Origin of the sequence: Streptomyces sp. NPDC087263, from assembly GCF_044744645.1 — a bacterium.
Classification (GTDB): Bacteria; Actinomycetota; Actinomycetes; order Streptomycetales; family Streptomycetaceae; genus Streptomyces.
In genome coordinates, this window is record NZ_JBIUYT010000002.1 from 803,728 (window position 1) to 828,073 (window position 24,346).

The following is a 24,346-nucleotide window of genomic DNA, read 5'->3' on the forward strand; positions in this document are numbered from 1 at the left end:
GTCATCGAGTCGTCACCGCCTCGGCGAGTCTGTCGAGGCGCGCGGCGGTCAGCTCCAGCCAGCGCAGGTCGGCCTCCAGATGGAAGAGGGCGTGGTCGCAGATCAGCTGGTCCGCGAGATCGCCCCTGCGCTTGCGGTCGGTGAGGATGCGCATCATGCGCAGGTGTTCCGAGCGCTGCGTGTCGAGGATCCCGCTCGCGTCGCGGTGGGTGAGCAGCGCGAGGACGACCTTCGTGTAGAGGGTCGACTGGAGATACGGCTCGGGCTTCTCCGGAGTCGCAAGCCACTGCTGTACGTCGGTGATCCCGGCCTCGGTGATCGCGTACCGCTTGCGCTCGGGACCGTCGCCCGCCTCTATCCCGTCGACCTCCACGAGACCGTTCTTCAGGAGGCGCGACATCGTCGAGTAGACCTGGCCGTAGTGCAGCGGCCGGTCGTGACCGAACTTCTCGTCAAAGGCCCGCTTCAGGTCGTAACCATGACGGGGCCCGGACTCAAGGAGTCCCAGGAGGGTGTGACCGATGGACATGGGGAGGACTCTACACACGGCGTATACATGGCGTGTATACCCACTGCGTATAGAGGGGCAGCGGGGAGGGCTGAAGCGCAGGTCAGGCCCCATTGTCACGGTTCTGTCACCGGGGGCAGTGCCCTTCAACTCCGCCCAGGGCCAGGGACCTTCAGCCCGTCCGGCGTTTGAGGACGAGCGCGTCCGGCGCGACGCGGGGGTCTGGGGGCGGGCCCCCAGGAACAAGGGACGGGCAGGGGCGGAGGGGGCGAAAAACCCGGGCCCGCGCCCAGGCGCTACGGCACCGGCCGCCGCACCGGCGCCACTTCCACCGCCGTGGCTCCGCCGGGCTCGTCGGAGGCATAGGAGCGCAGATAGCCCACCACCGTGTTGGTGACGGCCACCAGCGGCACGGCCACCACCGCCCCGCCGATCCCGGCGACCATCCCACCCGCGGCGACCGACAGGACGACCGCCAGCGGATGGACCCGTACCGCCCGCCCGAGAATGAACGGTTGCAGGATGTGCCCCTCGATCTGCTGCACGGCGAGCACCACGGCCAGCACCATGACGGCCGTGAAGGGCCCCTGCGTCACCAGCGCGACGACCACCGCCAGCGCCCCCGAGATCACCGCCCCCACGAGCGGGATGAACGCGCCCAGGAAGATGAAGACGGCGAGCGGCACGGCCATCGGGACGTCGAGGAAGTAGATGCCGAGGCCGATGAAGATCGCGTCGATCAACGCCACCACGACCGTGCCCCGGACGTAGGCGGTCAGCGTGCGCCAGGCCCGCGGGCCCGCGCCCGCGACGCCCGGACGGGCCGCCGCCGGCACCAGCCTGAGCGTCCACTCCCAGATCTGCTTGCCGTCGTAGAGAAGGAAGAGCGTCGAGAACATCGTCAGCAGGATGCCGGTCAGGGCCTCGACGATGACGGTGACGCCTTCGAGGCCGGCCGACGTGATCTGATCCGTGTTCGTGCCGATCGCGTCCCGCAGGTTCTTGGCGATCTCGTTGATCTGCTTGTCCGTCACATGGAAGGGGCTGTTGAGGAGCCAGTTCCGCAACTCGTCGACGCCGTCCTGGATCTGGTCGGAGAGGGTGTCGATGTTCTCCTGGACCTGCCAGACCACGAACCAGCCGATCAGCCCGATGACGACGAAGCCGAGGATCGCGGTGAGCGCGGTGGCCAGCCCTCGCGGCACCCCGTAGTCCTTCAGACGGGCGACGGCGGGTTGCAGTATCGCGGTGATGAGCAGCGCGGCCACGAAGGCGAACACCACCAGCTGTACGGCGCCGATGACCCGCATCAACACCCAGACGGTGCCCGCGAGTACGAGCAGCCGCCAGCCGGCCTCGGCAGCCACCCGTACGCCCCACGGCACGGCCACGGCGGGGTCGGGGCGGGCGGCCACGGCGGTCATGTAGGTGGGAGGGGCGGGAGCGGGGGCAGAGGCGGGGTCGACAGGGGCACCGGAGAGATCGGAGACGCCCGATGCGCCCGAGGTACCTGAAGCCGCTGCCGCGTCGTCGTGGGAACCCCGCGCGTCCGGGCCGGCGTCCGACGAGGACCGGGCACCCGACAGGGGCGGGACATCACCTGGGGCCCTGGGATCGCGCGAGGCCCCGGCCGCCGCGGAAGACGGGGTGTCCGCCGGGGACGTGCCGCGTGACCCAGCATCCGGTGCCGGCTGTTCGTCCGGTCCGGACTGCGACTCCCGCTCCACCTCCGCCCGCCGCTCGTCCAACCGTCTGCCCAGTTCGGTCAGTCCGGCCCCGGCGCGGCCGATCCATCCTGGTACGCGCGACATGATCCGTCCTTTTCCGCCGCCCCCGTTGCTCCCCACCACTCCCCCTGGAGTCGTCGGGTCCGACCGTACATGGCCGAAGCCCCTCACCGTAGGACGGGGAGGGGCTCCGAAAGGTTGAGCGGCCGGCGTGCTGAGCGCGGGCTCAGTACCAGTTGTTGGCCTGCCAGAACGACCAGGCCTCACAGGGACTGCCGTAGCGGTCGTTCATGTAGTTGAGGCCCCACTTGATCTGCGTGGCGGGGTTGGTCTGCCAGTCGGAACCGACGGACGACATCTTGGAGCCGGGCAGGGCCTGGAAGAGACCGTAGGCACCGGAGGAGGCGTTGACGGCCGTGTAGTTCCAGCTCGACTCGTGGTCCACGATGTTGCTGAAACACTGGTACTGGCCGCTCGGCACCATGGACTGGGCCATCGCCTGGATCTGCGCGGTGGTGTACGAGGACTGGACGGCGAAGCTGCTGGCGTCACGCGTCGCGTCGCGGCTGGCCGCTTCCTCGGCTTCCTTGCGCTCCTTGGCGTCCTGCTCGGCCTTCTCCGCGGCCTTCTGCTTCGCGACGGCGTCGTCGGCGGCCTTCTTACGGGCAGCCTCCTCCGCGTCCTTCTTGGCGCTCGCGTCGGCCTGGATGGCTTGAGCGGTGGCCTGCTGCGTCAGGGATGCGGTCTGCACCTGGGCCTGCTGGCCGACAGGTATGTCCGCGAGGAGAGTCGCGTCGCTTGCCGTCGCCTCGGCGTCGTTCGAGGGCACAGCGGTGCTGCCCGAGGCAACTCCGACGACGCTTCCGACAGCGGTGACCGCGGTGGCCGAGGCCACTGCGAATCCCCGGACCGAAATCCGGCTCACACGGTTTCCTTCCAGCATCGACCGCTTAGGTGACCCTCGCGGACGCAATCGTGCCCCTCGGCGCTGGCCTCCCAACTGCGGGGTCACGGGAGGCGCGGGCCCGGTGGGCAACTCCCTTGCGGGGATTGCCACGTGGTGCGCGGGCGGCATACGACGGCTCTATGGAGTTCTGAGGTTCCTGTGGTGCCGTACCGCTGGGGGTACAGGTGTGTCGTATGCGGGGCCTGACAGGAGTGAGACTCTGCCGTACCTCGACGCCACAGGGCAATTCCGAGTTGCGTGTGAAAGCTCACACCTCGTTTGCCCCAGGAGTTTTGCGGAAACGAGCGCGCAGCAGAACGCCGCCCGGCTAAGGTTTTCGCCTTCGCCGGACGGCGCCAACTACTGTGCATCCGCCACCCATTGCCGGAACGGGGCCAGGTGGGTCAGACGGTTCAGATCTGCCCTTCCTCCAGCATTTCGGTCACCAGTGCCGCGATCTGGGACCTCTCGGACCGGTTCAGGGTCACGTGCGCGAAGAGCGGATGGCCCTTCAACTTCTCGACCACGGCGACCACACCGTCGTACCGGCCGACTCGCAGATTGTCCCTTTGTGCCACGTCATGGGTCAGAACGACCCGTGAATTGGCGCCGATCCGGGACAGCACGGTCAGCAGCACATTCCGCTCCAGTGACTGCGCCTCGTCCACGATCACGAACGCGTCGTGGAGGGAGCGGCCGCGGATGTGGGTGAGCGGCAGGACCTCCAGCATGCCGCGTGCGGTGACCTCTTCGATGACCTCCCGCGAGGTGACGGCCGACAGGGTGTCGAAGACCGCCTGCGCCCACGGGCTCATCTTCTCCGACTCGGAGCCGGGCAGATAGCCGAGCTCCTGCCCGCCCACCGCGTACAGCGGCCGGAAGACCATCACCTTCTGGTGCTGGCGCCGCTCCAGGACGGCCTCCAGACCCGCGCAGAGCGCGAGTGCGGACTTGCCGGTGCCGGCCCGGCCGCCCATCGACACGATCCCGATGTCCGGGTCCAGGAGCAGATCGAGCGCGATGCGCTGCTCGGCGCTGCGGCCCTTGATGCCGAACGCCTCGCGATCACCGCGGACGAGCCGGACATTGCCCTCGGCCGTGACGCGCCCCAGTGCCTTGCCGCGCTCCGACTGGATCGTCAGGCCCGTGTGCACCGGCAGGTCGGCCGCCTCGGGGACGTAGGCATGGCCTTCGTCGAAGAGGATGTCCACCTGCTCGCCCGCGAGGGTCAGTTCGGACATTCCGGTCCAGCCGGAGTTGCCCGTGATGGCGAGCTCCGCGCGGTACTCCTCGGCGAGGAGTCCGACGGAGGATGCCTTGATCCTGAGCGGCAGGTCCTTCGACACGACCGTGACGTCGTACCCCTCGGCCTGCAAGTTGCGGGCCACCGCGAGGATGCGGGAGTCGTTGTCCCCCAGGCGGTAGCCGCTGGGCAGCACGCTGGGATCCGAGTGGTTGAGCTCGACGCGCAGGGTCCCTCCGAGATCCCCGATCGGGAGAGGGGCGTCGAGGCGGCCGAACCGCACCCGGAACTCGTCGAGCAGGCGCAGGGCCTGCCTGGCGAAGTAGCCGAGTTCGGGATGGTGCCTCTTGGCCTCCAACTCCGTGACCACGACGATCGGCAGCACTACTTCGTGCTCGTCGAAGCGGTTCAGGGCGTTCGGGTCGGCCAGCAGGACGCTGGTGTCGATTACATATGTGCGCCGGTCTGGCATACGGCGCTTTGTGCTGGTCACCACGGAAGGACGTACCCCCTCGGATGAGGTCGGGGAGCGACGAAGGAGATCTGGACCGGTCTGCGGCGCCGATGCGCGGGCCGAAAACCGGCCCTCCGCTTCGTCCGTACTGACCGCACGGTCGGGCTGGTGCAAAGGGCCTCCCGGGCGGACGGCCCCGTGCCGCCCGCTGAGATCCGATGCCCGTGGTTCGGGCATCGACCTGGAAGGCTTATGCCCTCGAACGCGCGATGCCATGCCAAGCCGGATGACGGCGCGTTCGTTAACTCCAGATGACGCGTGTCCCGTACGACGTCCTGACGCGTCCCGTACGACGTCCTGAATGGACCCGCGGGTCAGCCGCCGTAGCGGCGGTGTCGCGCCGCGTAGTCACGCAGGGCGCGCAGGAAGTCGACCTTGCGGAAGGCCGGCCAGAAGACTTCACAGAAGTAGTACTCGGAGTGGGCCGTCTGCCAGAGCATGAATCCGGACAGCCGCTGCTCGCCACTCGTTCGGATCACCAGGTCGGGGAAGGGCTGGCCGCTGGTGTAGAGGTGCTTGCCGATGAGGTCGATGTCCACGGACTCGGCGACGTCCTCGATCGAGGAGCCCTTGTCGGCGGCGTCGAGGAGCATCGAGCGCACGGCGTCGGCGATCTCCTGGCGGCCGCCGTAGCCGATGGCGACGTTGACCACTATCCCCTGGACGTGCGCGGTGGACTCCTCGGCCTCCTTGAGGGCGTTCTGCATCTGCCCGGGCAGCAGGTCGGGCGTGCCCACGTGATGGACGCGCCAGCGGCCGTCGGCGGCGAGGGTGCGGACGACGTTCTCGATGATCCCGAGGAGCGGGACGAGCTCCTCCTCCGGACGGTCGAAGTTGTCCGTCGACAGGAGCCACAGGGTGACGACCTCGACGTCGGTCTCGGAGCACCAGCCGAGGAACTCCTCGATCTTCTCGGCTCCGGCCCGGTGCCCGTGGGCGGCCGTGGAACCCGCCGCCTTCGCCCAGCGCCGGTTGCCGTCCATGATGACGCCGATGTGCTTGGGCACCTGATCGTGATCGAGATGACCTTCCACCCTGCGTGCATAGAACCTGACCAGCAGTCGGCGCAGGTTGTCGCGCAGGTTCACGTGTTGTCAGCCCCTCCATGCAGATGACGGTCCCCCAGGGCCGACACCCTACCCCTGTGGGAACGCAGTGTTCCCTTGGGGTACGGGGCTCTCCTGCGACGGGGGGCGAGGCCCTCCGGTGAGTTGTCCGTGGGCTGACGTAGCTTCGTATTCATGAACGACATTTCTGTATACGGCGCCGCGACGGAGCGGTACGACTCGATGGAATACCGGCGTACGGGGCGCAGCGGACTGAAGCTGCCCGCCGTCTCGCTCGGCCTGTGGCACAACTTCGGTGACGACCGGGGCCTGGAATCCCAGCGGGCGATCCTGCGCCGCGCCTTCGATCTGGGCGTCACACACTTCGACCTGGCGAACAACTACGGGCCGCCGCCCGGCTCGGCCGAGCTCAACTTCGGCAAGCTGCTGAAGCAGGACTTCGCGCCGTACCGTGACGAGCTGGTCCTGTCGACCAAGGCCGGCTACCTCATGCACCCCGGCCCGTACGGCGAGTGGGGTTCCCGCAAGTACCTGCTGTCGTCGCTGGACGCCTCGCTGAAGCGGATGGGTGTCGAGTACGTGGACATCTTCTACTCGCACCGCTTCGATCCGGACACTCCGCTGGAGGAGACGATGGGCGCGCTCGCGTCCGCGGTCCAGCAGGGCAAGGCGCTGTATGTGGGGGTGTCCTCGTACACCGCCGAGCAGACGGCCGAGGCGGTCCGCATCCTGGCCGGGCTGGGGGTGCGTCCGCTGATCCACCAGCCCTCGTACTCGATGATCAACCGCTGGACCGAGGACGACGGCCTGCTCGACACGCTGGAGGCGGCCGGCATGGGCTGTATCTCCTTCGCGCCGCTCGCGCAGGGCCTGCTGACGGGCAAGTACCTGAAGGGCATCCCGGAGGGCTCGCGCGCCACCCAGGGCAAGTCGCTCGACCCGGGCCTGGCGGGCGACGCGGATGTCGTACGCCGGCTGAACGGGCTGAACGACATCGCGGCCCGCCGCGGTCAGTCCCTCGCCCAGCTCGCGCTCACCTGGGTGCTGCGGGACCCGCGGATGACATCCGCCCTCATCGGTGCGTCCAGCGTGCGGCAGCTGGAGGAGAACCTGGCGGCGCTGTCCGCGCCGGGGCTGACGGCCGAGGAGCTGAAGGAGATCGACGCGTTCGCGGTGTCGACGCCGGGGACGAACATCTGGGCCGGTCGGCGCTGAGTCACCGGGGCTTCGGTCCGCTGAGCCGGGGGGCGCACGGGGGCGCCCGTCGGGCGGGCCGGGTGCGGGGACAAAAAACGGGCCGGTCCGTGGGGGGGAGACGGACCGGCCCGAGGGGGGGTTTCCACCATAACCCTTCGTAAGTGATGCTGCGTGCATCGGCGTGCCACAACTACTCTCCGGAGTTGCCCGACAACGCCACGGTGGGTGTGGAAGCCCGGATTCAGGGCGTGATCATGGCCGAATAGCAGCGGAATCAAAGGGATTCTCCGGCTAACGCGGAGGATTCGGAAAGATCCCGTGGATTTACCCACCACTGTGCCCTTCCCCGGCGACTCACCCGGACGTACCCCGAGAGAGTGACCGCGTCAGGAACGTCCGCTTGACGCCACCGCTAACTTCGCAGCCATGGCCACGTTCACCACCCCTGAGACGTCCGAGCCGGTACCGCTGGAGCTCGCCGAGTCGGCGCGGACCCGTGGGCGCGGACTACTCGGCCGGGACGGGATCGAGGGGGCGCTGCTGCTGAGTCCGGCGAACTCGGTGCACACCCTGGGGATGCGGTTCGCGATCGACGTCGCGCATCTGGACCGGGAGTTCCGGGTTCTGGCGGTACGGACGATGCGTCCGGGACGGGTGGGGCTGCCGCGCCCGCGCGCCAGGCATGTCCTGGAGGCGGAGGCCGGGTCGATGGAGCGGTGGGGCGTACGGCGCGGGGTGCGCCTCGCGGTCCAGGCGCCCTGACATGAACCGAGGCCTGCTCACGGTCCGTAAACCGAGGGCAGTGGCGCTGCCGCAGACCGGTGACCTCACGTCAGTTCGCGTCGGGCCACCTCAGGGAGTGGACCGGGCACCGCGCAGCCCCCTCCACTGCGCGGTGCCACACGCGCAGCTTTGCTCACGCGAATTACCTTGGTCTGAACTTACGTGAGGCAAACAGCCGAGGCGAGCCGGTCTCGATAACGATGTGGAAAATCTGTGCGTTGTCCGCCACACCCCGAACACGGGTCGGGCCAGGCACCGCAGGCCGCCCATCTCCCGCCGTGCGTCCGCCATACGGACGGACATCTCACGCAGACCGGTCCGCATCGGCATGTTTTCGGTCAATCGGCCGGACGGTCGGCCCGTGCCCGTTCAGAGGACAGAATCTGACCTCTTTCGGCTCTAGCGTCGGCCCATGACCGTGAAGATCACATGGGCCGAGGCGAGCGCCCGGCGGCTGGAACGGCAGTTCCTCGCCGCGCCGGCGGAGACCGGCACCCCCGTCGCCGAGATCGTCGGCGCGATGCTCGGCGCGCACGCGCAAGTGCTGTCGGCGGCCGAGGTGTCGGTGGGCGTCCGCACGGACGGGGTGACGCGGGCGGACGTACGCGCGGCGCTGTGGGAGCACCGGTCGCTGGTGAAGACGTACGGTCCGCGGGGCACCGTGCATTTGCTGCCCGCCGCCGAACTCCCCTTCTGGACAGCCGCGTTGGCGGCGATTCCGGCCGGCCGGAGCCCGTTCGCACGAGACGCAGGACTCGGTGAGGCACGGGCGGAGGAGGTGATCGCGGCGATCGGGGACGCGCTGGACGGGGCGTATCTGACCATCGACGAGCTGGGCGACGCGGTCGTGGCGCGCACCGGGCCGTGGGCCGGGGACCTGGTGATGCCCGCGTTCCAGACCATGTGGCCGCGCTGGCGTCAGGTGATGCACCGGGCGGGGCAGCGGGGTGCGCTGTCCTTCGGACCGAACCGGGGCCGCAAGGTGACGTACACCCGGCCTCCGCGCTTCGAACCGCTCGCGGCGGACGCGGCGCTCTCCACCCTCGTACGACGCTATCTGCGCGCCTACGGACCGGCGACGCCGGCCCACTTCGCCAAGTGGGCCGCGGCGCCACGGGGTTGGGTGGGTGAGCTGTTCGCCTCGCGCGCTTTTGCCGGTGAGATCGAGGAGGTCGGCTTCGCGGGAGGACCGGCCTGGGTGGCGGCGGGCGACACGGAGTTCCCCACGGCGCCCGTGCGCGGGGTGCGGCTGCTCCCGTACTTCGACGCGTACGGCATCGCCGCCCAGCCGCGCGAGACGCTGTTCCCCGGGGCAGCGTACGAGCGTGCCCTCGCGGGCGGTCAGGCCGGGAACTACCCGGTGCTCCTGATCGACGGCGTGGTCGCGGGAGTCTGGCACCAGCGGCGCCAGGGACGGCGTACGACGGTCACGGTGGAGCCGCTGGGGCGGCTGACGGCGGCGCGGGAACGGGAGTTGGCGGAGCAGGTGGCGCGGGTGGGGGACGTACTGGAGGCGAAGGCCGAGTTGGTGATCGGGAGGGTGACGGCGGGGGCGCACGCGTGAGCGCGCTGTCCGCGCTTCCGGGCCGCTGCGCGTGGTCACGCCGACCCGACTTCCGAGCGCGCTATGCCGGTTTCCGGGCCTCGATCAGGAAGCGGGCGCTGTGGGCTACGAACGGGCCCCCGGCCTCGATCTGCTCGTGCAGGGCGCGGAGTTGGGGGCGGTACTGGTCGACGGTGAAGCCGGGGACCATCCAGATCACCTTGCGCAGGAAGTGGACGACGGCTCCGATGTCGTAGAACTCGATGCGGAGGCGCTCCGAGCGGAGGTCCACGAGGTCGAGCCCGGCGGCCTCGGCGGCAGTGACGGCGCGGTCGGGGTGCCGGCCGTTCCTGACCTCGTCCGGCTGCGGGCCGAGGAAGTACTCCACGACCTCGACGACGCTCGCCGGGCCGACCTGCTGGGAGAAGTAGGTGCCGCCGGGGCGCAGGACGCGCGCGATCTCGTCCCAGTACGTACGGACCGGGTGACGGCTGACGACCAGGTCGAAGGCCTCGGCCGCGAAGGGCAGCGGCGCGTCCTCCGGGGAGGCGACGACGACGGCGCCGCGCGGGTGGAGGAGCGCGGTGGCCCTCGCGACGTTCGGCGGCCAGCCCTCGGTCGCGGCGGTGAGCGGCGGCAACTCCGGTGCGGAGGCGAGGACTTCGCCGCCACCGGTCTGGATGTCGAGCGCGGCGGACGCGTGCGTGAGCCGCTCCCCCATCGCCCGCGCGTACCCCCACGAGGGCCGCTCCTCGGTGGCCCGGCCCTCGAACCAGGAGAAGTCCCACCCGTCGACGGACGCGCCCTCGGCCTCGGCGACCAGAGCTTCGAAGGTGCGGTGGGCGGTGGTCATACGGGGATCTTCCCAGGGGGCGCGGGAGGGGGCGAGGGAGGGGGCGAGGGGATTTCGCCCCGTCCTCAGGCCCCGGCAGGGCGCTGCCCGGGGCACACTGCCGCGGTGCTGCCGCGGTGCTGCCGGGGTGCTGCTGGGCGTTCGCGGGCCTTGTCAGTGGCCGCTGTTACGTTCCGGGCATGACGACGAATCGAGGGGCCCTCGAGGTGCCGTACACCGGAGGCGAGAAGGAAAGTCTGCACGCGAGTCTCCAGCGGCACCGGGACGCGGTGCTGTGGAAGCTGGAGGGTCTCGACGACGAGCAGCTACGGCGGCCGATGACCCCGTCCGGGACCAGTCTGCTGGGCCTGGTGAAGCATCTGGCGTCCGTCGAGTACGGCTGGTTCTGCTCGACCTTCGGGCGTGCGGTCGAGCCGTTCTGGTTCGACCCGTTCGCCGGGGAGGACATGAGCGCGGGCCAGGGCGAGACGACGGCACAGATCGTCGACTTCTACGCCCGCGCCCGCACTGCCGCCGACCGCACGATCACCGAGCTGTCGCCGGACGAGCTGGGCAAGTCCTGGGACGGGAAGACCGTCTCCTTGCGCTGGGTCCTGATCCGGATGGTCGAGGAGACGGCCCGGCACGCAGGGCACATGGACATCGTGCGGGAGCTGATCGACGGTCGGGAGGGGGATCACCGGCCGGGCTGACTGCCCACCTCGTGGAGTCCTCAGAGGAGTTCCTAGTGGAGTTCTTCGGAGAGGCCCTCGTGGAGCACGAGCATGGCGTGCTCGTCCTCGCCGTGGTGGACCGTCCCGGTGTGCTGGAAACCGTGCTTCTCCAGGAGGCGTACCGAGGCGGTGTTGCCGACGAAGGGATCGGCGTACAGGGGGCGGGTCTTTTCGAGTGCCAGAAAGAGGGCGAGGGCCTGGGTGCCGATACCCCGGCCCCAGTAGGGGCGACCGAACCAGTAGCCGATGAAGCGCCGTGGGTCGCGCCGTGGGTCCTGTGGCGCCTGGGTCTGGTGGTCCTGTTCGTCCTCCCACCAGGCGACGATGTTGCCGGCCGGTTCGCCGGCGACGGTGATCGCCTGGACGAAGCCGGTGCTGTCGCCGAGGATCTTCGTGGCCCAGTGGGTCATGAAGGCCTCCCGCTCCCGGGAGGGGAACCTCGACCGCCGCACCGCCTCCGGGTCCAGCTGCTGCTCGTAGAACAGCTCCAGATCGGCGTCCTGTACGTCCCTGATCCCCACGTCGTCGCTCATGCCCAGGGAGTGTGGCACCGGGCACTGACAACCGGGGTGCCCTCAGGACCTCTCAGGGGACCAGCGGCCGTACGTCGCCGGCCACGAACCGTACGAAACCCTCGGGATCGGGTTCGTCGGCGGTCGGCTGAAGGATCACGGTGTCGGCTCCGGCGTCCGCGAGGCGCTGGACGGCCTTGGCGACCGCACCCGCGTCACCGGCGACTCCGTGCTCGGGCAGCGAAGCCTCGCCATTGGCCTCGATCTCGGCGCGCAGACGGGCCTCGGCGTCGGGCCCGGTGGCCGCGTGGAGGTAGACGACCACCCGGTGGTGATCGGTCCGCCGGGCTTGTGCCCGCCCCTCATCGATGAGCAGGCGTGCCTGTCGTACGCCCTCGGGTGTGGTCGTGGCGGTGAGGATGGTGCCGTCCGCCGCCGCACCGGAGAGCCGGAGCGTACGGGGCCCGGTGGCGCCGGTGAGAACCTCCGGTACCTCGGTCGGCGGCCAGTCGAGGGCGACACCGTCGAGCTTCACGTACCGCCCGTCCGTGCTGACCCGCTCCCCGCGCAGCAGCGCGCGCAAGGCGTCGAGGTACTCACGCAGCAGGGTCACCGGCGATTCCGCCCGCGCCCCGACCTGCCCCATCCAGTCCTGTACGCCGTGGCCGACGCCCAGGATCGCGCGCCCCGGGAACAGCCGGTGCAGCGTGGCGGTCTCCATCGCGGTGACGGCGACATTGCGCAGCGGCACGGGGAGCAGGCCGACGCCGACCCGTACCCGTTCGGTCCAGGCGAGTGCGGCCGTCGCGGCCGAGATCCCGCCCTCCAGAAAGCAGTCCTCCCAGAACCAGAGTTCCTCAAGGCCCGCCTCGTCCGCCGTGCGCGCCATGGCACGCAGACGTTCGGGGGGAAGTTGAGGCCGGAACACCGCGCCGAGTCCAGTCATAGGGCCTTCTTACCTGCGGTGGTCACGGCGGACAACCGCTTTACGTGGTGGTGATGTCAACCAGGCCGTCGGGGCGTCGGTCCGGCTCCCTACGGAGTGCGGGCAGCAGGTCGGACCGGCGACGCCCCATTGGCGCTCCCTCCTCCCGTTGCAGCCTCGCGCGATCCCGCAGAATCAACTCTCCTACCTCTCAAGGGGGTTGGAGATGAGACGGATACGAAGACCGCAGTCATTCCCGGCTGTACACGCGCGGACTCAGCGGATGTCTTCGATCCCGTCCATGACCTTCACTCCGCCGACAAATGCAGCGAAGGCATCAGCCCCTACGGTGAGCGCCCCTCGACCGGGGGCCTTGGAGTCGCGGACTCCTACCCACCGCTGGGCGTTGGCGATCTCGACGCATTCGTTGTCAACTGCGCTGTAGCTGCTCTTGAACCAGCCCGCTATCGGGGGCTGCGCGGCGGTCTGCGCCTCGTTCATCCGGTGAGCTCCTGTCGTGCTGCGGCCAGCAGAGCGAGGCTGACCGACGTGTCGGCCGCCTGCGATCGCAGGTAGTCAAACATGAGCTTGTAGCTCTGCACTTCGGCGGGGGCATCGAGATAGAGCCCACGCTTGTGGAGTTCGAGATAGACCACGTTCATGCTGCCGAGCGGGTCACCCTCGTCGTCACGACCGAGGATCAGGAAGTGGCCGCCGGAGCCGGCCGAGTGAGCGCCCGCGGTGAACTGGAGAACCTGAATGTCCACATTGGGGCTCTGCGCAATGGCGTGCAGATGGCCGATCTGTTCCGCCATCACATCCACGCCGCCGACTGACCGCCGGAGTACAGCCTCATCGAGGACCACCCACAGGTGCAACGAAGGGGAGCGGTCCAGGATCGCCTGGCGCTTGACCCGTGCGTCCACCTTGCTCGCGATCACGTCCGCCTCTGTGCGGACATCCAGCGCTTCGTGCATCGCGAGTGCATAGCGCGGAGTTTGGAGCAACCCAGGAACCAGTGCGTTCGCGAAAACGTGCTCATACGCGGCAACATCCTCGAACGACAGCAACGGGTCCATGACTTCCGGCACGGCAGGATGATCCATCCACCAGCCGTTCTCCTGGTCCCGGACAAGCTGGATCAAAGTGTCCCGCTCCTGGGTTGTAGCACCGCAGATGTCGGCAAGCGCCCTCACTGTAGGAACTCGGAGCTTGGCACGGTCCTGCCACATCTCGTACCGGTTCACGGTCCCGACGGAAACTCCAGCCCGTTTGGCCACCTCGGCCTGCGTGAGGTCGGCCCGAGCACGAAGGGCCCTGAGTCCACGGGCAATCTGCATGCGCCCAGCGGGTCCCGCTGATCCTCGTACGGTCACCGTCTCGTCTCCAACTCGGCCGCCATTGGCACTCGTCTCTTCCGCAGGGAGCCAGTACGCACGCAGAGCGTACGCAGCACCGGCAGCGTCGGCTCCACCCGTGAAGTTCACCTTGTTGAGGGAGAGTCGAGCCAACCGACTATCAACAATTGAAATTCAATGGCATCGTACTCAATGACCGCGCCACGTGTTGAAGCGATCACCAATCGCAGTGATCTACGGCACGTGTCGGCGCCTTCAGGAGGAGCGGCCATGCGACGACTGATCAGACAACTCGCCAACTGGACAAGGGTGTTCATCGCGCCAATCGGCCGTCACCGTGCGGGATACCCATTACCGCGGGTCCCATCGCAGACATCCCCGCCCGAACCTCACCACACATCCATCGCGGCGACCGTACGCGCCTGGTACGACCCCATCGACGGCGCGGCCACCCAACTCGTCCGCCCCTACCTCCACGCGTACGAGCGCGACGAGAAGGCCCGGCTCCAGCGGCTGCGCCGCGACACACTCTGGTGGGCCACCTACGGGATCGACCTCGACAACCGCGACATCCACGGTTGGTTGGAGGCGGCGTAGTGGACGATGACAACTGCCGACACGTACGCCTCCTGCCCTGGACCGGCGCCGACGGCAAGAGGTGCTATCTACTCGGCGACGGCTCGGGGGCCGGAGTGCTGTCACGGCACGCGGACCGCGTCGAGGCCGTACAGCTCGGACTGGGGGGCAGGTTGCTCGACCGCGCCCGACAGTTGATCGAAGTACCAGACGCAATCACCCAGCCTGATCAACTAGGTCTGCTGGCAGCCCAGTTGGCCCTCGCCCTTCATGACGCGCTCCTCATTGCCGAAAGCCGCGGCGCCCGCCTGGCTAACCGGCTTCCGGAGGCCGCGGTCAACGCCGTGGGACGTGGGATGCACGACACAGACGACCCGGCGGCGACAAACCTTACGAGAGGCCTCAACGATCCCGCCGGGGACTCGGACATACCGCAGCTCATCGAGATCGTCCGCCATGCGGCAACGGACAGCCCCGCCGCCCCGCACGCCCTGGGCTTGCTCAGGCTCCCCGGCGGGGACCTCGCCTCGGCCGGAGCCGCCCGCCACTACGTCCGGGACACGGCCCGGTCATGGGGACTGCCCCCGGACACCGTGGACACCCTTGAGACGATCACCGGTGAACTCGCCGCAAACGCACTGGAACACAGCCACAGCAGGTCAGTCACCGTAACCCTGTCCCTCGCCACTCAGACCGCCACGGTCAGCGTGACCGATGAGGGGCGGGGACGGATCACCGTGCCGGAGACGGCAGGGCCCGGACAGGAACGCGGACGGGGCCTGCTGATCGCCGACACGCTCGCCAACCGCTGGGGCCAGCGGCGCACCGGCGCCGGCGTGACCGTCTGGGCCGAGGTCACCACCGACGCGACACCGGGCTGACCCGCCCGCGCACATCACACCAGCCACTCGGTCAGCCCCGCCTGCCTTCTGCGTTCCCCGCGATCGCCCGTAGGCTGCTCCGCTCGCACCAACTCGCCCTGGACAGTGAGTACGAGAGCCGAGAGCTCGTTGCGACGAGGCCCGGGGGACGATCCTCAAGCGCACCAACCGCCCCGTCCGGTCACCCGGTTGACGGGGCGACGGCAACGGTAATCCATCGCAGCGAGTGCGCGATGGCGTCACACAGCTCCCGCATCGGCCCCTCGGTACCGCTCAGCGGTACCGAGAAAGCCAAGTTCAGGTAGCCCACGCCGCCGGGCATGTGTACGTGGAACTCAACGGTGGTCTCGGTGATGGCGCGAACCGCCCGGCCGGCCGGTAGCTCAATCACGTCCACCTCGACGCACCGACCAGTGCGCTGGGCCAGTGCCTGGGCGAACTCACCCGGTATCGGGGCCAGTCCGCGGGGTGTCGGTGCCAGCGAGATGAGGAGCGAAGCGGGCAGGACCGACTCGCCTGGTGACTCCGTCTTGAGGAAGAACTCCAACGCGCCCTGCGCCAAGCCGCTTTCGGCGGTGTTGCGCAAAGTCGTCCAGACGCTTCGGGCCGACTCCGCGGGTACCCCGCTTCCCGCGGACTCCTTGTCCACGAAGGTCTTCAACTGGCGGCGCCAGCGCTCGTGAGTGAGATCGACCCGAAACCAGTCGCGGGGGACGAGGAGGCGGTAGTCCGAGGGCGGGGTCTCGTACGCGGTCACACCGGGGTCCCGGAGGTGATCAGCGGCGAGCCGTCGGCGTTGAAGAGGCGGATGCTGCTGACCGTATTGCCGAACATTGTGGAGAAGGTGTCCCAGCCGGCCTCGGTGGGGGTGGCCATCTCCATGACCAGGGTGGTGCCGTTGGGGAGGGGCACGTAGACGCGTATGAACGAGGTCGGGAACGTGAAGCTTTCGCCGGACTCGGTCAGCTCGCCGGTGAACTGCGACTCCCGGACACCGATGTACGACACGGCAGGTCCGCAGGGAAGCTCGATCCTGGAAGCCTCACCGGCGCCCAGGCGGCCGAGGCTCGACGAGATCTCCCGTACCGCTCCCGAAACACCTCCGTCGACCTCTGGGCTGTCCACCAGAGATGCGAACAGCGTTGCGGTACAGGGTGTCTCCTCAACTGCACTCACACAGATGGCGGCGTACTCGGCGCCGGCGGCCAGCAGGTCGTCGAACCCGAGCGCGCAGACAGCCCCGAACCTGGTCTTGTCGTCCTCGCCCGCTCCCGGGAGGGCCTTGTTCGCAAGCTCCTCCAGCAGCCGTATCGCCTCGTCGTCATCGGTCTGGTGAATGGGGAGATCATGGTAGATCTCTGGCATCACCCAACGGACCTGGATGTCGTCGGAGCGGAGGACAGGCGGTGCGGTGTGGGTGGGGACGAACGCTGACAGCTTGAGCTCGGCCATCACGGAGTCTGGTCTCTTTCGGGTATGGGGCGCTCAGGAGCCTCGGGGAAGTACTTCCGGGAGGTGGCATACATTCCGTAGTAGGGGTAAAGGCCGGGGATGTCGGCGCCGCCTTGGCGTGCGATGCCGACGATCTTGCGGTAGAGACGAGCCCTGCAGCGCACGTTTCGGTTGGTCTGGTCGAGCAGGCTGCGGCGACGCACCAGGTACGTCCCCACCAATGAGGCACAGACAATCAGCGCGTCGACGCCGATGAACGCGATCTGGAACTGCTGGGACTTCTGCGAGGCGACCAGATCCCAGAACGGCCACGCACCGAACCCGAAGACGAAAATCGGCAGTGCTAGGAGACAGCCGAGGACGCTGGCCTTCTCGGTATCTTCGCGCCGCTGGAACAGCATCCAGTGCATGGCCTGGTCATCAAGAAAGTCGAAGCGCACCTCGCGTCCATAGCGCTCCGCTGCCGCCTTTGCGGCGGGGACGGCCGCGATAACCGACGAGGAGACCATGTTGTGCACGGTCCCCTGATCATCGACGAACCTTCCAAACTCCAGCGTTTGGTAGTCACCCATGAATGGTCTCCTTACCCGACGGGCGCCAACGCGCCATGGAACGAGGCCGGTGACGGGCTCGGTTGCGGCGTCGGCGAGGGGGTCCTCGCCCCGCCGGAGGACGGGCTGGGAGGCGTGCTGGGCGTGGGGGTAGGCGTACCGGGCGGAGGGCTCACCGTGTTCGGCTTGTCGTCCGGGGAGATGTAGTGGCCCAGCCTTCGAATGCTCTGCACGTACGCGTTGCCGAGCGCAGCGCCCTTGATGTAACGCGTAACGGCCACTGGGTCGAATCCTCCTTCAGGAAGCTTCACCTTGGTGATGCCGCGTTTGGTGAGGAACTTCGAGGCAAGACCGACACCCTTGTTGATGTTCTTCACCGCGAAGCCGTTGGTGAAGCCCGCCCAGACGGCCTCCTGCGCGACCAGCAATCTCGACCCCTTGGCCGCGGCGGTGAGCCCCCTCACGGCCCCAAGTCCCGGGATAATACCGAGGACATCGAAGGTGATCTTCAACCAGTCGAACTTCCCGCCGCGCGCGAAGTAATCGTACAGACGGCCCGACAGAGCGGTGGCACTGAGCGCGCCCGCCACAACGACAAGGAAGACGGCGAGCGTGCCTCCCGACAGCACCACCGCTGCAACCAGGGCCGCCACCGCCAGAACCGTGGCCGCGGTCGATATCCAGTCCGCATGGTCCGCGATCCAGTTCATGATCCCGCCGGGGTCCTTGACCCCGTCATGGTGGATCACGTTCTTGATTTTCCTGGCGGCCTTCCTCGCGGCCTCGTCGCGGATACTCGTCGCCTTGAGTATCTTGCCTTCCGCCTTGACCATGAGGTCGGCGGCATCATCCTGCTTCTTCTGCTGCTTACTGTGCTGCACCGCGTCGTCACCGGTGAGGACTTTCCCCGTCAACGGCTCCAGCACCTTGGCCGCGGCCTTGTAGTCGACCTCGGCCTCGCGGTATTCCTCCAGGCCCTTGTCCGCCATCCGCTGCGCCCGATGCAGCTCACCGGCGTACTCGTCCGACTCCCCGTCGTTCACCTTGGTGCCGAGCGCCGACGCAGCCTCGTCGTAGCGGTCGTACGCCTTCTTCAGCCGCCCGGACGTGTCACCCGCGATCTCGTGGAAGGCACGACCCGCGTCGCTGTCCCACCCGTCGACCGACGCCAACGCCTTGATGTTCCGGGCCTGTTTGTCGATCTCCTCGGCCATGCCACGGAGTTTCTTGCCGAGCCGTGCCACCTCGTACGGATCACCGGGCACCGGATCGGAGTCGTACATCGGTGTCCAGTCCCTTGGACGCGCTGTCACGGCTACTTCCCCTTCTTGTCGCTCTTCTTGGCATCCCGGAGAGCTTCCGCGAGTTCGTGGTCGATGTCCTCGTACGCCTTGGCCGCGTTGTCGGTGTACTTGGCCAGGTTCTCGATGTCCTTCATCAGCTTCTTGCGGTTCTTCTTCCACGTTTCGGAGAAGTCGTCGAAGATGTCGCGCAGTTTGTCGCTGCCGAGATCGTCGCCATAGCCGTCTGCCGGGTTGCCGTTCTCCTTGAACTCGCGGTGGATGCGGTAGAGCGATTCCGAGCAGTCCTTGATCATGTCGAGGTCGTATCGAGTCTTGTCCGCCACGATTCAGGCTTCCTGTCAAAGGGGCAAGGGTACGGCTTCACGATCACCGGTTGATCGACTGGATCTCCTGGACTTCCATGTCCTGAGTGGTCTCGAAAGTGCCGTTCGGTAGGTCGCCCTTCGAGCCGCCGGAACCCTCCCAGGAGATCTCCCAGGTGATCGACGTCTTGAGCTGGTACGGCTCCCCGCTGCTTGCACGGAGGTACTTGATGCCGCACGGCGGAGTTTCGTCAGCGTCACCCTCGGCGTACGGGGTGCCGATGGAGCCGCCGTCGTCGATCTCGCAGTTGCCTGAGGCAGGGTAGGTCTCGGCGTCGTCGGTGCCGGGCTCCAGGTGCAGGGCGATCGGCTTGGCGGTGGTCTCCGCCCACAGACCGGTGCCGGGCAGCTCGGCGCGGACCTTGACCTCCTGGAAGGTGCCCTTGTCCAGCCACGCCCAAGTCGGCAGGTTCACCGTGGACCTGGTCTCCGGCTTCAGCTCGACCTTCGTATCCGGGACGCGGATCTTGTCGTACGCATAGGCAGCCAGGACGTCCGGAGTGGGCGCGTTGGGGTCGTCGGGAACGGTGCCGGCGTCCTGCCAGAACATGACCCTCTCGCAGTCCCACGCCTCGATGTCGTCTTCATGACCTTCGCGCACGACGCTGCGCCAGAAGTAGCCGTCCTCGCCGAGGTTGTAGTTCTTGTAGCCGTCCTCGGCCTTGCCCGTCTCGTACTGGTCGACGAACAGGTCACTGTTCCAGAAGAGGTGGGCGTTCACCGCGCCCAGCCCAGTGGATTTCTTCAGCCGTTCGACACCGGCCTTGAGCTGCTCCGGGGTCATGACCGGCTCGTACCAGCAGGCCGGAGGCTCCCAATTGGGGTCGACGGACGCGAGCTCCCCGGTGGATACCGTGGATGTCCCTCCGCCGGAGTGCGTGATGGTGATCCTGGACTGCGAGACGTTCGCCATGAGCTCTTTACCGCTGGCGGAGCCGCTGGTGTCGCTGCCCGAGGACCCTCCCGGCTCTCCGGTACCCTCGCCGTCGTCATCACCCCAGGCAAACGCCGAAGACGGCGTGAGCAGAACCAGTGCCAACGCCCCCGCGGCCAGGCCGACTACGGAACGAATGTGGCGCTTCACTGGCACCCACCCCGGGTCGACTCGACCGTCGTGGTCCTCCAGACACCGTCGTCGGACTTGCTCAACTTGGTCTGGTACAGCACGTACGCCTCGTCAGACGGCGTGTCCGTAACCTCGCCGGTCTTCAGGTTCTTCGTGGACCCCTCGCCCTCGTCCACGCAGTAGAAGAGCGTGCCCGAGCCATCCGCGCTGATGCGCACCTGCGGGTCGAACACCTGCCCCTTACCGATGAGCGTCAAGTCCTCGTCCACGAGTCCCTTGACCCACTCCTGCGCGCTGGTCAGCGCGGCGCCCTCGTTGTAGAAGGTGACGGCATCCGCCTGCGGATCCTGCTTGATGATCGCTGCGTAGGTTCCGAGGAGCCGCGCCTTGCCGTCGTCCATGACGGCCTGCAGCTTCGCGTCGCTGTTCGTCCAGCCGTCGAAGGTCACCTGGAAGGACGTGGGGAGCGTGATCTCCGGGCGCTCGGCATCGGACGCCGCCGAAGCCGATACGGCAGGGCTGCTGCTCGGGCCCTGGTCCGCTCCCTCGATCTTGTCCGAGTTGCCCTCACCTCCTCCCGAGCCGCAGGCGGTCAGCAACAGAGCCGCGGATGCGGTGAGAGCTGCTGTCACGAGCCGGGTGGGGCGGTTCACTCGGGACTCCTGGTGAGGTGGGGGTGATGAGCGAACCAAAGTTATCCAGGAGGTATGTACGACGCCAGGGCGAGTTCCGTCAAGGAGAACCAACTAGACAGGCGAACTCAATCGGTTTACGCAGCTTTGTCCTACGCGGCGCGTAGCTAGATGGTGTGCCACATGTGACTCAAGGCACTCCATTCGATTGCCGACAGTAGCCAGAACGCGCCGCAGCCGTGGCCAGAGTGCACTGAGTCTCCCGGTCCAGAGCCCCGCCGACCTGTGAACCGCAGGCCATCCGACGTACATGTTCGCCGGAGGCGGGTCCCCCTCCGGCGCGTTACCACTATGGATGGGCCACCGGGCCCCGGGCGCTCAGGTGCGTCCGGGGGTGGCGGGCATCGGCTGGCCGACCTCGCGAGCACGGGTTACCCCGGGCTGCGGGGGCACCCCCGCAGCCCAGGCAGGTGCACGGCGGGTCATCCGGAAGGGCTTCGCGACAGCGGATTGATCGTCACCGTGCACCGCAAGGGCACGTTCGTCGCCGATCCACGGCCTGACGGGTCCACCGGTGACGACCAGACCCCGGCACCGCAGTGGCGGTCGGCGCGATCTGCCGAGTGGCCCGAACACCTCCTCGCCCTCCGAGAGGCATATTGCTACTTGCTTTACTACTTCGATGCTAGCCTGGCGACATGACCGGCATCGAGCAGTACGGCAAGGACGAGGGACCGGCCCAGAAGGTCAGCGTGTCCATGCCCGCCGGCCGCATCGCGGCGGTCAAGCAGCGGGTGGGTGCCCGCGGCTTCTCGGCGTATGTCAGCGCAGCGGTGGAGCGACAGATACAACGCGATCTGCTGGAGGAGCTGCTCCGGACGAAGGAAGCGGAGATCGGCTCGCCGTCCCCCGAGATTCAGAAGTGGGCCGCGGAGATCTTCCGCGAGGCCGAGACGCTGGCTGCGAACGAGCCGTCGGCAGAGACCGGCGAGGGGGACGAGGGCCCCGAATGGCACGCGCACAAGGCCAGTTGAGCAACGGCGTCCTGCTCCTCGACAGCGAGGGACTCTGCAGGTTCATGGCCAACGACCCGCGCATCACGGGATTGATCCGTACCGCACAGGCCAAGGACACCCTCGTTGCCGTGAGCAACCTGACGCTTATCGAGGCATGGCACTCGAAGGTCCGCATGGACCGCCTCCGCTGGCATGTGTCGCGGCTGGAGGTTGTCCCCGTCACAGACGCGGTCACCTGGCGTGCCATCGACCTGCTGCGGAACGCGGGCCTGCACGGCCACAAGTACGCGATCGACTCCGTCGTGGCTGCGACAGCCCTGGGCTACGCAGGGCCTCGCATCATCGTCACTTCCGACGCGGACGACATGAACAAGCTCTGCGGGAACAGGGTCCACGCCGTGGGCGTGTGAAGACGGACGGCACGTTGGACCTCTCGGCGTCTCAGCTGCTGGTGGTGGCGCCTGTCCCGTCGGCCGCGACGCGCGGGAACGTCACCTCCACCCGGCGGTTCTTCCTGCGGCCCTGTTCCGAGGTGTTGTCGGCGATCGGGTAGTCCTCGCTGTAGCCGCGTACCTCGAAGGTCACGTCCATCGAGCCAAGATAGGAGGCCAGTTGGTCGTGAACCACTTCGGCGCGGTTCTTGGAGAGGGTGAGGCCGTGGGTGTACGAGCCGAGGTTGTCGGTGAAGCCGAAGACCCGGACGGTTGTCGCGTTCTGGGCCTTGATCTCGTCCGCGATCGCCTGGATACGGGAACGGGCCTCCGGGTTCAGTTTCGAGCTGTCCTTGGGGAAGAGGACCTCCGCCTGTAGGGCGAAGGTCACGTCCGAGTTCGTGTCCTCGCGGCGCTCTTCGCCGCCGAGGTCTTCTACGACGGACTTGATGTCCAGCACCTTGGCGGGGGCGAGCGTCGCGCCGTCAGCCAGCTTCAGGCCTGGGCTGTTGGCGTCCACCTCGGGGGGTGAGGGCGTGGTGACGCTGCCTGGGGGAGCGCTTGGGTCGTCCGCATACGCCGGGGTGGCGGGGAGGCTGAGCGTGACCAGTACGGCGAGGGCTGTGAGCGTTGTTGCGGTGGTGCGGGGATGGAGGGCCATGGTTACTCGCCCTCGGTGAGTTCGATGGAGGCGGGGGGCATGGCGCCGACCAGGAAGTCGACCGCGGTGGTCTCGGCGGGTGGGGCGGGGAACTGGGCGAACCATTGGGTGGTCGCTCCCGCAGTGAGCCCGCCGCTGAACTGCGTGCACAGGCAGCGGCCAGAGGTATCCCGGAGGACGAGGTACTTCTTCTTGCCCTTCTGGTCGATCAGGCTGGCGCCCGCCATGGAAGCACCGTTCTTCGCCAACTCGCTCTCGTCACCGCGCCAGGTCCCTGCAATCCAGCCGTCGCCCGTATTGTTCGTGACCGTCCCCTCGACAGTCACGAACCCGCCCTCGTCGCGCTTGGCGGACGTGATCGCCAGCACCAGACCGTTCTCACCCTTGACCTCTGCAAGTACCGTTTCGGGCTCCGGCGTCTTCGATTCCGAGTTGCCACCGTCGCTGCTGCTGCTCGTCGTGGAAGCCGACGAGGTCGGGGCTCCCTCGTCGGAGTTCCCGTCGTCTCCCCCACCGCAGCCGGCCACCGTGAGAAGCAGCCCAGTCGTGATCGCCAGCGCGCTCAGCGCCCTGCGGCCCTTCATGGTGTGCCGAATGCCCATCGGTACGACTTCCTCTCACTCGGCCAGATGCACTGAGAACAGCACGGACGCGTCCGGAAGGTCGATCGGATCGAAGTCTCCGGGATCGATGTCCACGATCTCGCCGCCACAGTCCAGTTGGACAGGATTCTCGGGATCCGCGTCCAGATCGAAATCGCACCGCGGCTGGATGACGGCAACGGCGTCGGCGCTGGCCTGCATGCCCTCCGTACCGGGAATGATCGAATCACCGACCGTGTAGTTGGTCTGGATGTCGGCTTCGAACCCGGGAAAGCCGTTCGCCGTGACGAACTGGATGCCCTGAAGGGTCGAGTCGTTCTCGGCGGCCAACTGCTGGGCCGCGGCGGCCGCTCCCGCACCCTCGGGGTCGAGATCGCCGTCGAGCCAGTCCAGCCAGTTGTCCTCCTTGCCGATGGCGACGCCCAATTCGTCGACTATCTCGTCCCGCGCGGCCTGCGCGGCCGCCAACGCCGCAGCGTCCGCCGCGGATTGAGCTCCATTGCGGGCGGACGCTGCTTGGGCAAATGCGAAGAAGGCGAACGCGGCGAAGAGCAGGATCGTGGTCAACCAGATGTAGATCGGGAGAGTCTGCCCACTGTCACTGCGCAGGTTTACGGAGGTCAGCCGCCTCCGACGACGTCCGAAACCGCGTTGAAGATCGCGGTTGAAATCATGTTGTCCAGCCCCAGGCTGTCGATCAGCGTGAAAATCCCCGCAATGATGATCATCAGGCCCGCATACTCCACGAACCCGGCCCCCGCGTCTCGCTCCGCGCCCCGCATCCGGGAGGCAACGGTCCGCGTCCACGTCTCGAACCTGCTCATTGTCTCTGCCTTCCCAGCCGACGCCATCAACACCAACCCGAGCACCGTACGTGAGAACACGCCTACTGCGAGTGGGTCCATGGGCCCAACTTCCCCGTA

Annotated in this window: 29 protein-coding genes and 1 pseudogene; 8 read left to right on the forward strand and 22 right to left on the reverse strand. The window is 67.8% G+C overall.

Features of this window, described 5'->3' with window-relative positions:
* Position 1 precedes the first annotated feature (1 nt).
* The 5 genes from ACIPC1_RS08810 to ACIPC1_RS08830 all read right to left on the reverse strand — a co-directional run bounded on the left by ACIPC1_RS08810 (position 2) and on the right by ACIPC1_RS08830 (position 6,026).
* Positions 2 to 529 carry a PadR family transcriptional regulator gene (locus tag ACIPC1_RS08810; RefSeq protein ID WP_402514580.1) on the reverse strand — a complete coding sequence of 176 codons (528 nt, stop codon included), beginning with the start codon at positions 527 to 529 and terminating at the stop codon, positions 2 to 4.
* Positions 530 to 804: 275 nt separating this feature from the next.
* Positions 805 to 2,319, reverse strand: coding sequence for an AI-2E family transporter (locus ACIPC1_RS08815; protein WP_402514582.1), 1,515 nt, complete (start codon positions 2,317 to 2,319; stop codon positions 805 to 807).
* Positions 2,320 to 2,461: 142 nt separating this feature from the next.
* Positions 2,462 to 3,160, reverse strand: a complete 699-nt coding sequence (locus ACIPC1_RS08820) for a transglycosylase SLT domain-containing protein (protein WP_384387468.1) — start codon at positions 3,158 to 3,160, stop codon at positions 2,462 to 2,464.
* A gap of 434 nt (positions 3,161 to 3,594) precedes the next feature.
* Complete coding sequence (locus tag ACIPC1_RS08825) at positions 3,595 to 4,920, reverse strand: PhoH family protein (protein ID WP_384387471.1); 1,326 nt, start codon at positions 4,918 to 4,920, stop codon at positions 3,595 to 3,597.
* A gap of 332 nt (positions 4,921 to 5,252) precedes the next feature.
* A complete protein-coding gene (locus ACIPC1_RS08830; RefSeq protein WP_402514585.1) occupies positions 5,253 to 6,026 on the reverse strand; it encodes an isoprenyl transferase in 774 nt (257 codons plus the stop codon).
* A gap of 153 nt (positions 6,027 to 6,179) precedes the next feature.
* Between ACIPC1_RS08830 and mgrA the strand changes: the two genes are divergently transcribed.
* The 3 genes from mgrA to ACIPC1_RS08845 all read left to right on the forward strand — a co-directional run bounded on the left by mgrA (position 6,180) and on the right by ACIPC1_RS08845 (position 9,549).
* Positions 6,180 to 7,220, forward strand: a complete 1,041-nt coding sequence (mgrA, locus tag ACIPC1_RS08835; RefSeq protein ID WP_402514588.1) for an L-glyceraldehyde 3-phosphate reductase — start codon at positions 6,180 to 6,182, stop codon at positions 7,218 to 7,220.
* A gap of 408 nt (positions 7,221 to 7,628) precedes the next feature.
* Complete coding sequence (locus ACIPC1_RS08840) at positions 7,629 to 7,964, forward strand: DUF192 domain-containing protein (RefSeq protein ID WP_402514590.1); 336 nt, start codon at positions 7,629 to 7,631, stop codon at positions 7,962 to 7,964.
* Between the two features lie 433 nt (positions 7,965 to 8,397).
* A complete protein-coding gene (locus tag ACIPC1_RS08845) occupies positions 8,398 to 9,549 on the forward strand; it encodes a winged helix DNA-binding domain-containing protein (RefSeq protein WP_402514592.1) in 1,152 nt (383 codons plus the stop codon).
* A gap of 61 nt (positions 9,550 to 9,610) precedes the next feature.
* Here ACIPC1_RS08845 and ACIPC1_RS08850 read toward each other — a convergent pair whose 3' ends face one another.
* Complete coding sequence (locus ACIPC1_RS08850) at positions 9,611 to 10,381, reverse strand: class I SAM-dependent methyltransferase (RefSeq protein WP_402514595.1); 771 nt, start codon at positions 10,379 to 10,381, stop codon at positions 9,611 to 9,613.
* Positions 10,382 to 10,560: 179 nt separating this feature from the next.
* Here ACIPC1_RS08850 and ACIPC1_RS08855 point away from each other — a divergent pair, with 179 nt between their 5' ends.
* On the forward strand, positions 10,561 to 11,073 hold the full coding sequence (locus tag ACIPC1_RS08855) for a DinB family protein (protein WP_402514597.1): 513 nt from the start codon (positions 10,561 to 10,563) through the stop codon (positions 11,071 to 11,073).
* Between the two features lie 32 nt (positions 11,074 to 11,105).
* On the opposite strand, the gene ACIPC1_RS08860 is transcribed toward ACIPC1_RS08855, so the two are convergent.
* The 5 genes and pseudogenes from ACIPC1_RS08860 to ACIPC1_RS08880 form a co-directional block, all read right to left on the reverse strand.
* The gene (locus tag ACIPC1_RS08860; protein WP_402514600.1) at positions 11,106 to 11,627 is read right to left on the reverse strand and encodes a GNAT family N-acetyltransferase; all 522 of its coding nucleotides are present in this window, start codon (positions 11,625 to 11,627) and stop codon (positions 11,106 to 11,108) included.
* A gap of 52 nt (positions 11,628 to 11,679) precedes the next feature.
* Positions 11,680 to 12,552, reverse strand: a complete 873-nt coding sequence (locus ACIPC1_RS08865) for an LLM class flavin-dependent oxidoreductase (protein ID WP_402514603.1) — start codon at positions 12,550 to 12,552, stop codon at positions 11,680 to 11,682.
* A gap of 255 nt (positions 12,553 to 12,807) precedes the next feature.
* Entirely contained in the window at positions 12,808 to 13,032 is a 225-nt protein-coding gene (locus ACIPC1_RS08870) for a DUF397 domain-containing protein (protein ID WP_384387492.1), read from the reverse strand.
* Positions 13,029 to 13,676 carry a DUF5753 domain-containing protein gene (locus ACIPC1_RS08875; RefSeq protein ID WP_402514880.1) on the reverse strand — a complete coding sequence of 216 codons (648 nt, stop codon included), beginning with the start codon at positions 13,674 to 13,676 and terminating at the stop codon, positions 13,029 to 13,031. Before ACIPC1_RS08875 ends, ACIPC1_RS08870 begins: the two co-directional genes overlap by 4 nt.
* 9 nt (positions 13,677 to 13,685) lie before the next feature.
* Positions 13,686 to 13,871 (reverse strand): annotated as a pseudogene (locus tag ACIPC1_RS08880) (helix-turn-helix transcriptional regulator); the annotation flags it as partial.
* A 288-nt stretch (positions 13,872 to 14,159) separates the two neighbouring features.
* Here ACIPC1_RS08880 and ACIPC1_RS08885 point away from each other — a divergent pair.
* On the forward strand, positions 14,160 to 14,486 hold the full coding sequence (locus ACIPC1_RS08885) for a hypothetical protein (protein WP_384387495.1): 327 nt from the start codon (positions 14,160 to 14,162) through the stop codon (positions 14,484 to 14,486).
* The gene (locus ACIPC1_RS08890) at positions 14,486 to 15,346 is read left to right on the forward strand and encodes an ATP-binding protein (protein WP_402514606.1); all 861 of its coding nucleotides are present in this window, start codon (positions 14,486 to 14,488) and stop codon (positions 15,344 to 15,346) included. Before ACIPC1_RS08885 ends, ACIPC1_RS08890 begins: the two co-directional genes overlap by 1 nt.
* Before the next feature lie 181 nt (positions 15,347 to 15,527).
* On the opposite strand, the gene ACIPC1_RS08895 is transcribed toward ACIPC1_RS08890, so the two are convergent.
* The 7 genes from ACIPC1_RS08895 to ACIPC1_RS08925 are packed head-to-tail and all read right to left on the reverse strand — an operon-like array spanning position 15,528 to position 20,734.
* Positions 15,528 to 16,103, reverse strand: a complete 576-nt coding sequence (locus ACIPC1_RS08895) for a hypothetical protein (protein WP_384387501.1) — start codon at positions 16,101 to 16,103, stop codon at positions 15,528 to 15,530.
* Complete coding sequence (locus ACIPC1_RS08900) at positions 16,100 to 16,798, reverse strand: hypothetical protein (protein WP_402514609.1); 699 nt, start codon at positions 16,796 to 16,798, stop codon at positions 16,100 to 16,102. The genes ACIPC1_RS08895 and ACIPC1_RS08900 overlap by 4 nt, the downstream gene beginning before the upstream one ends.
* Complete coding sequence (locus ACIPC1_RS08905) at positions 16,798 to 17,370, reverse strand: hypothetical protein (protein ID WP_384387507.1); 573 nt, start codon at positions 17,368 to 17,370, stop codon at positions 16,798 to 16,800. The genes ACIPC1_RS08900 and ACIPC1_RS08905 overlap by 1 nt, the downstream gene beginning before the upstream one ends.
* Before the next feature lie 11 nt (positions 17,371 to 17,381).
* Positions 17,382 to 18,662: a putative T7SS-secreted protein gene (locus ACIPC1_RS08910; protein WP_384387510.1), complete on the reverse strand. Its 1,281-nt coding sequence runs from the start codon at positions 18,660 to 18,662 to the stop codon at positions 17,382 to 17,384.
* A 2-nt stretch (positions 18,663 to 18,664) separates the two neighbouring features.
* A complete protein-coding gene (locus ACIPC1_RS08915) occupies positions 18,665 to 18,976 on the reverse strand; it encodes a hypothetical protein (RefSeq protein WP_384387513.1) in 312 nt (103 codons plus the stop codon).
* Between the two features lie 43 nt (positions 18,977 to 19,019).
* Positions 19,020 to 20,105: a hypothetical protein gene (locus tag ACIPC1_RS08920; RefSeq protein ID WP_402514612.1), complete on the reverse strand. Its 1,086-nt coding sequence runs from the start codon at positions 20,103 to 20,105 to the stop codon at positions 19,020 to 19,022.
* The gene (locus ACIPC1_RS08925) at positions 20,096 to 20,734 is read right to left on the reverse strand and encodes a hypothetical protein (RefSeq protein ID WP_384387519.1); all 639 of its coding nucleotides are present in this window, start codon (positions 20,732 to 20,734) and stop codon (positions 20,096 to 20,098) included. Before ACIPC1_RS08925 ends, ACIPC1_RS08920 begins: the two co-directional genes overlap by 10 nt.
* A gap of 677 nt (positions 20,735 to 21,411) precedes the next feature.
* Between ACIPC1_RS08925 and ACIPC1_RS08930 the strand changes: the two genes are divergently transcribed.
* The gene (locus ACIPC1_RS08930) at positions 21,412 to 21,747 is read left to right on the forward strand and encodes a hypothetical protein (protein WP_402514614.1); all 336 of its coding nucleotides are present in this window, start codon (positions 21,412 to 21,414) and stop codon (positions 21,745 to 21,747) included.
* Positions 21,723 to 22,139: a PIN domain-containing protein gene (locus ACIPC1_RS08935; protein WP_402514617.1), complete on the forward strand. Its 417-nt coding sequence runs from the start codon at positions 21,723 to 21,725 to the stop codon at positions 22,137 to 22,139. Before ACIPC1_RS08930 ends, ACIPC1_RS08935 begins: the two co-directional genes overlap by 25 nt.
* Before the next feature lie 31 nt (positions 22,140 to 22,170).
* Here the strand turns inward: ACIPC1_RS08935 and ACIPC1_RS08940 are convergent, their stop codons facing one another.
* Genes ACIPC1_RS08940 through ACIPC1_RS08955 form a run of 4 tightly spaced genes read right to left on the reverse strand, consistent with a single transcriptional unit; the run spans position 22,171 to position 24,247 of the window.
* Positions 22,171 to 22,821, reverse strand: a complete 651-nt coding sequence (locus tag ACIPC1_RS08940; RefSeq protein WP_402514620.1) for an OmpA family protein — start codon at positions 22,819 to 22,821, stop codon at positions 22,171 to 22,173.
* 2 nt (positions 22,822 to 22,823) lie between these two features.
* Positions 22,824 to 23,423, reverse strand: coding sequence for a hypothetical protein (locus tag ACIPC1_RS08945; protein ID WP_402514623.1), 600 nt, complete (start codon positions 23,421 to 23,423; stop codon positions 22,824 to 22,826).
* A gap of 15 nt (positions 23,424 to 23,438) precedes the next feature.
* Complete coding sequence (locus ACIPC1_RS08950; protein WP_402514881.1) at positions 23,439 to 24,047, reverse strand: pilus assembly protein TadG-related protein; 609 nt, start codon at positions 24,045 to 24,047, stop codon at positions 23,439 to 23,441.
* Positions 24,044 to 24,247 (reverse strand): hypothetical protein, encoded by a 204-nt coding sequence (locus ACIPC1_RS08955; RefSeq protein ID WP_402514882.1) that lies wholly within the window; start codon positions 24,245 to 24,247, stop codon positions 24,044 to 24,046. The genes ACIPC1_RS08950 and ACIPC1_RS08955 overlap by 4 nt, the downstream gene beginning before the upstream one ends.
* Between the last annotated feature and the right edge of the window lie 99 nt (positions 24,248 to 24,346).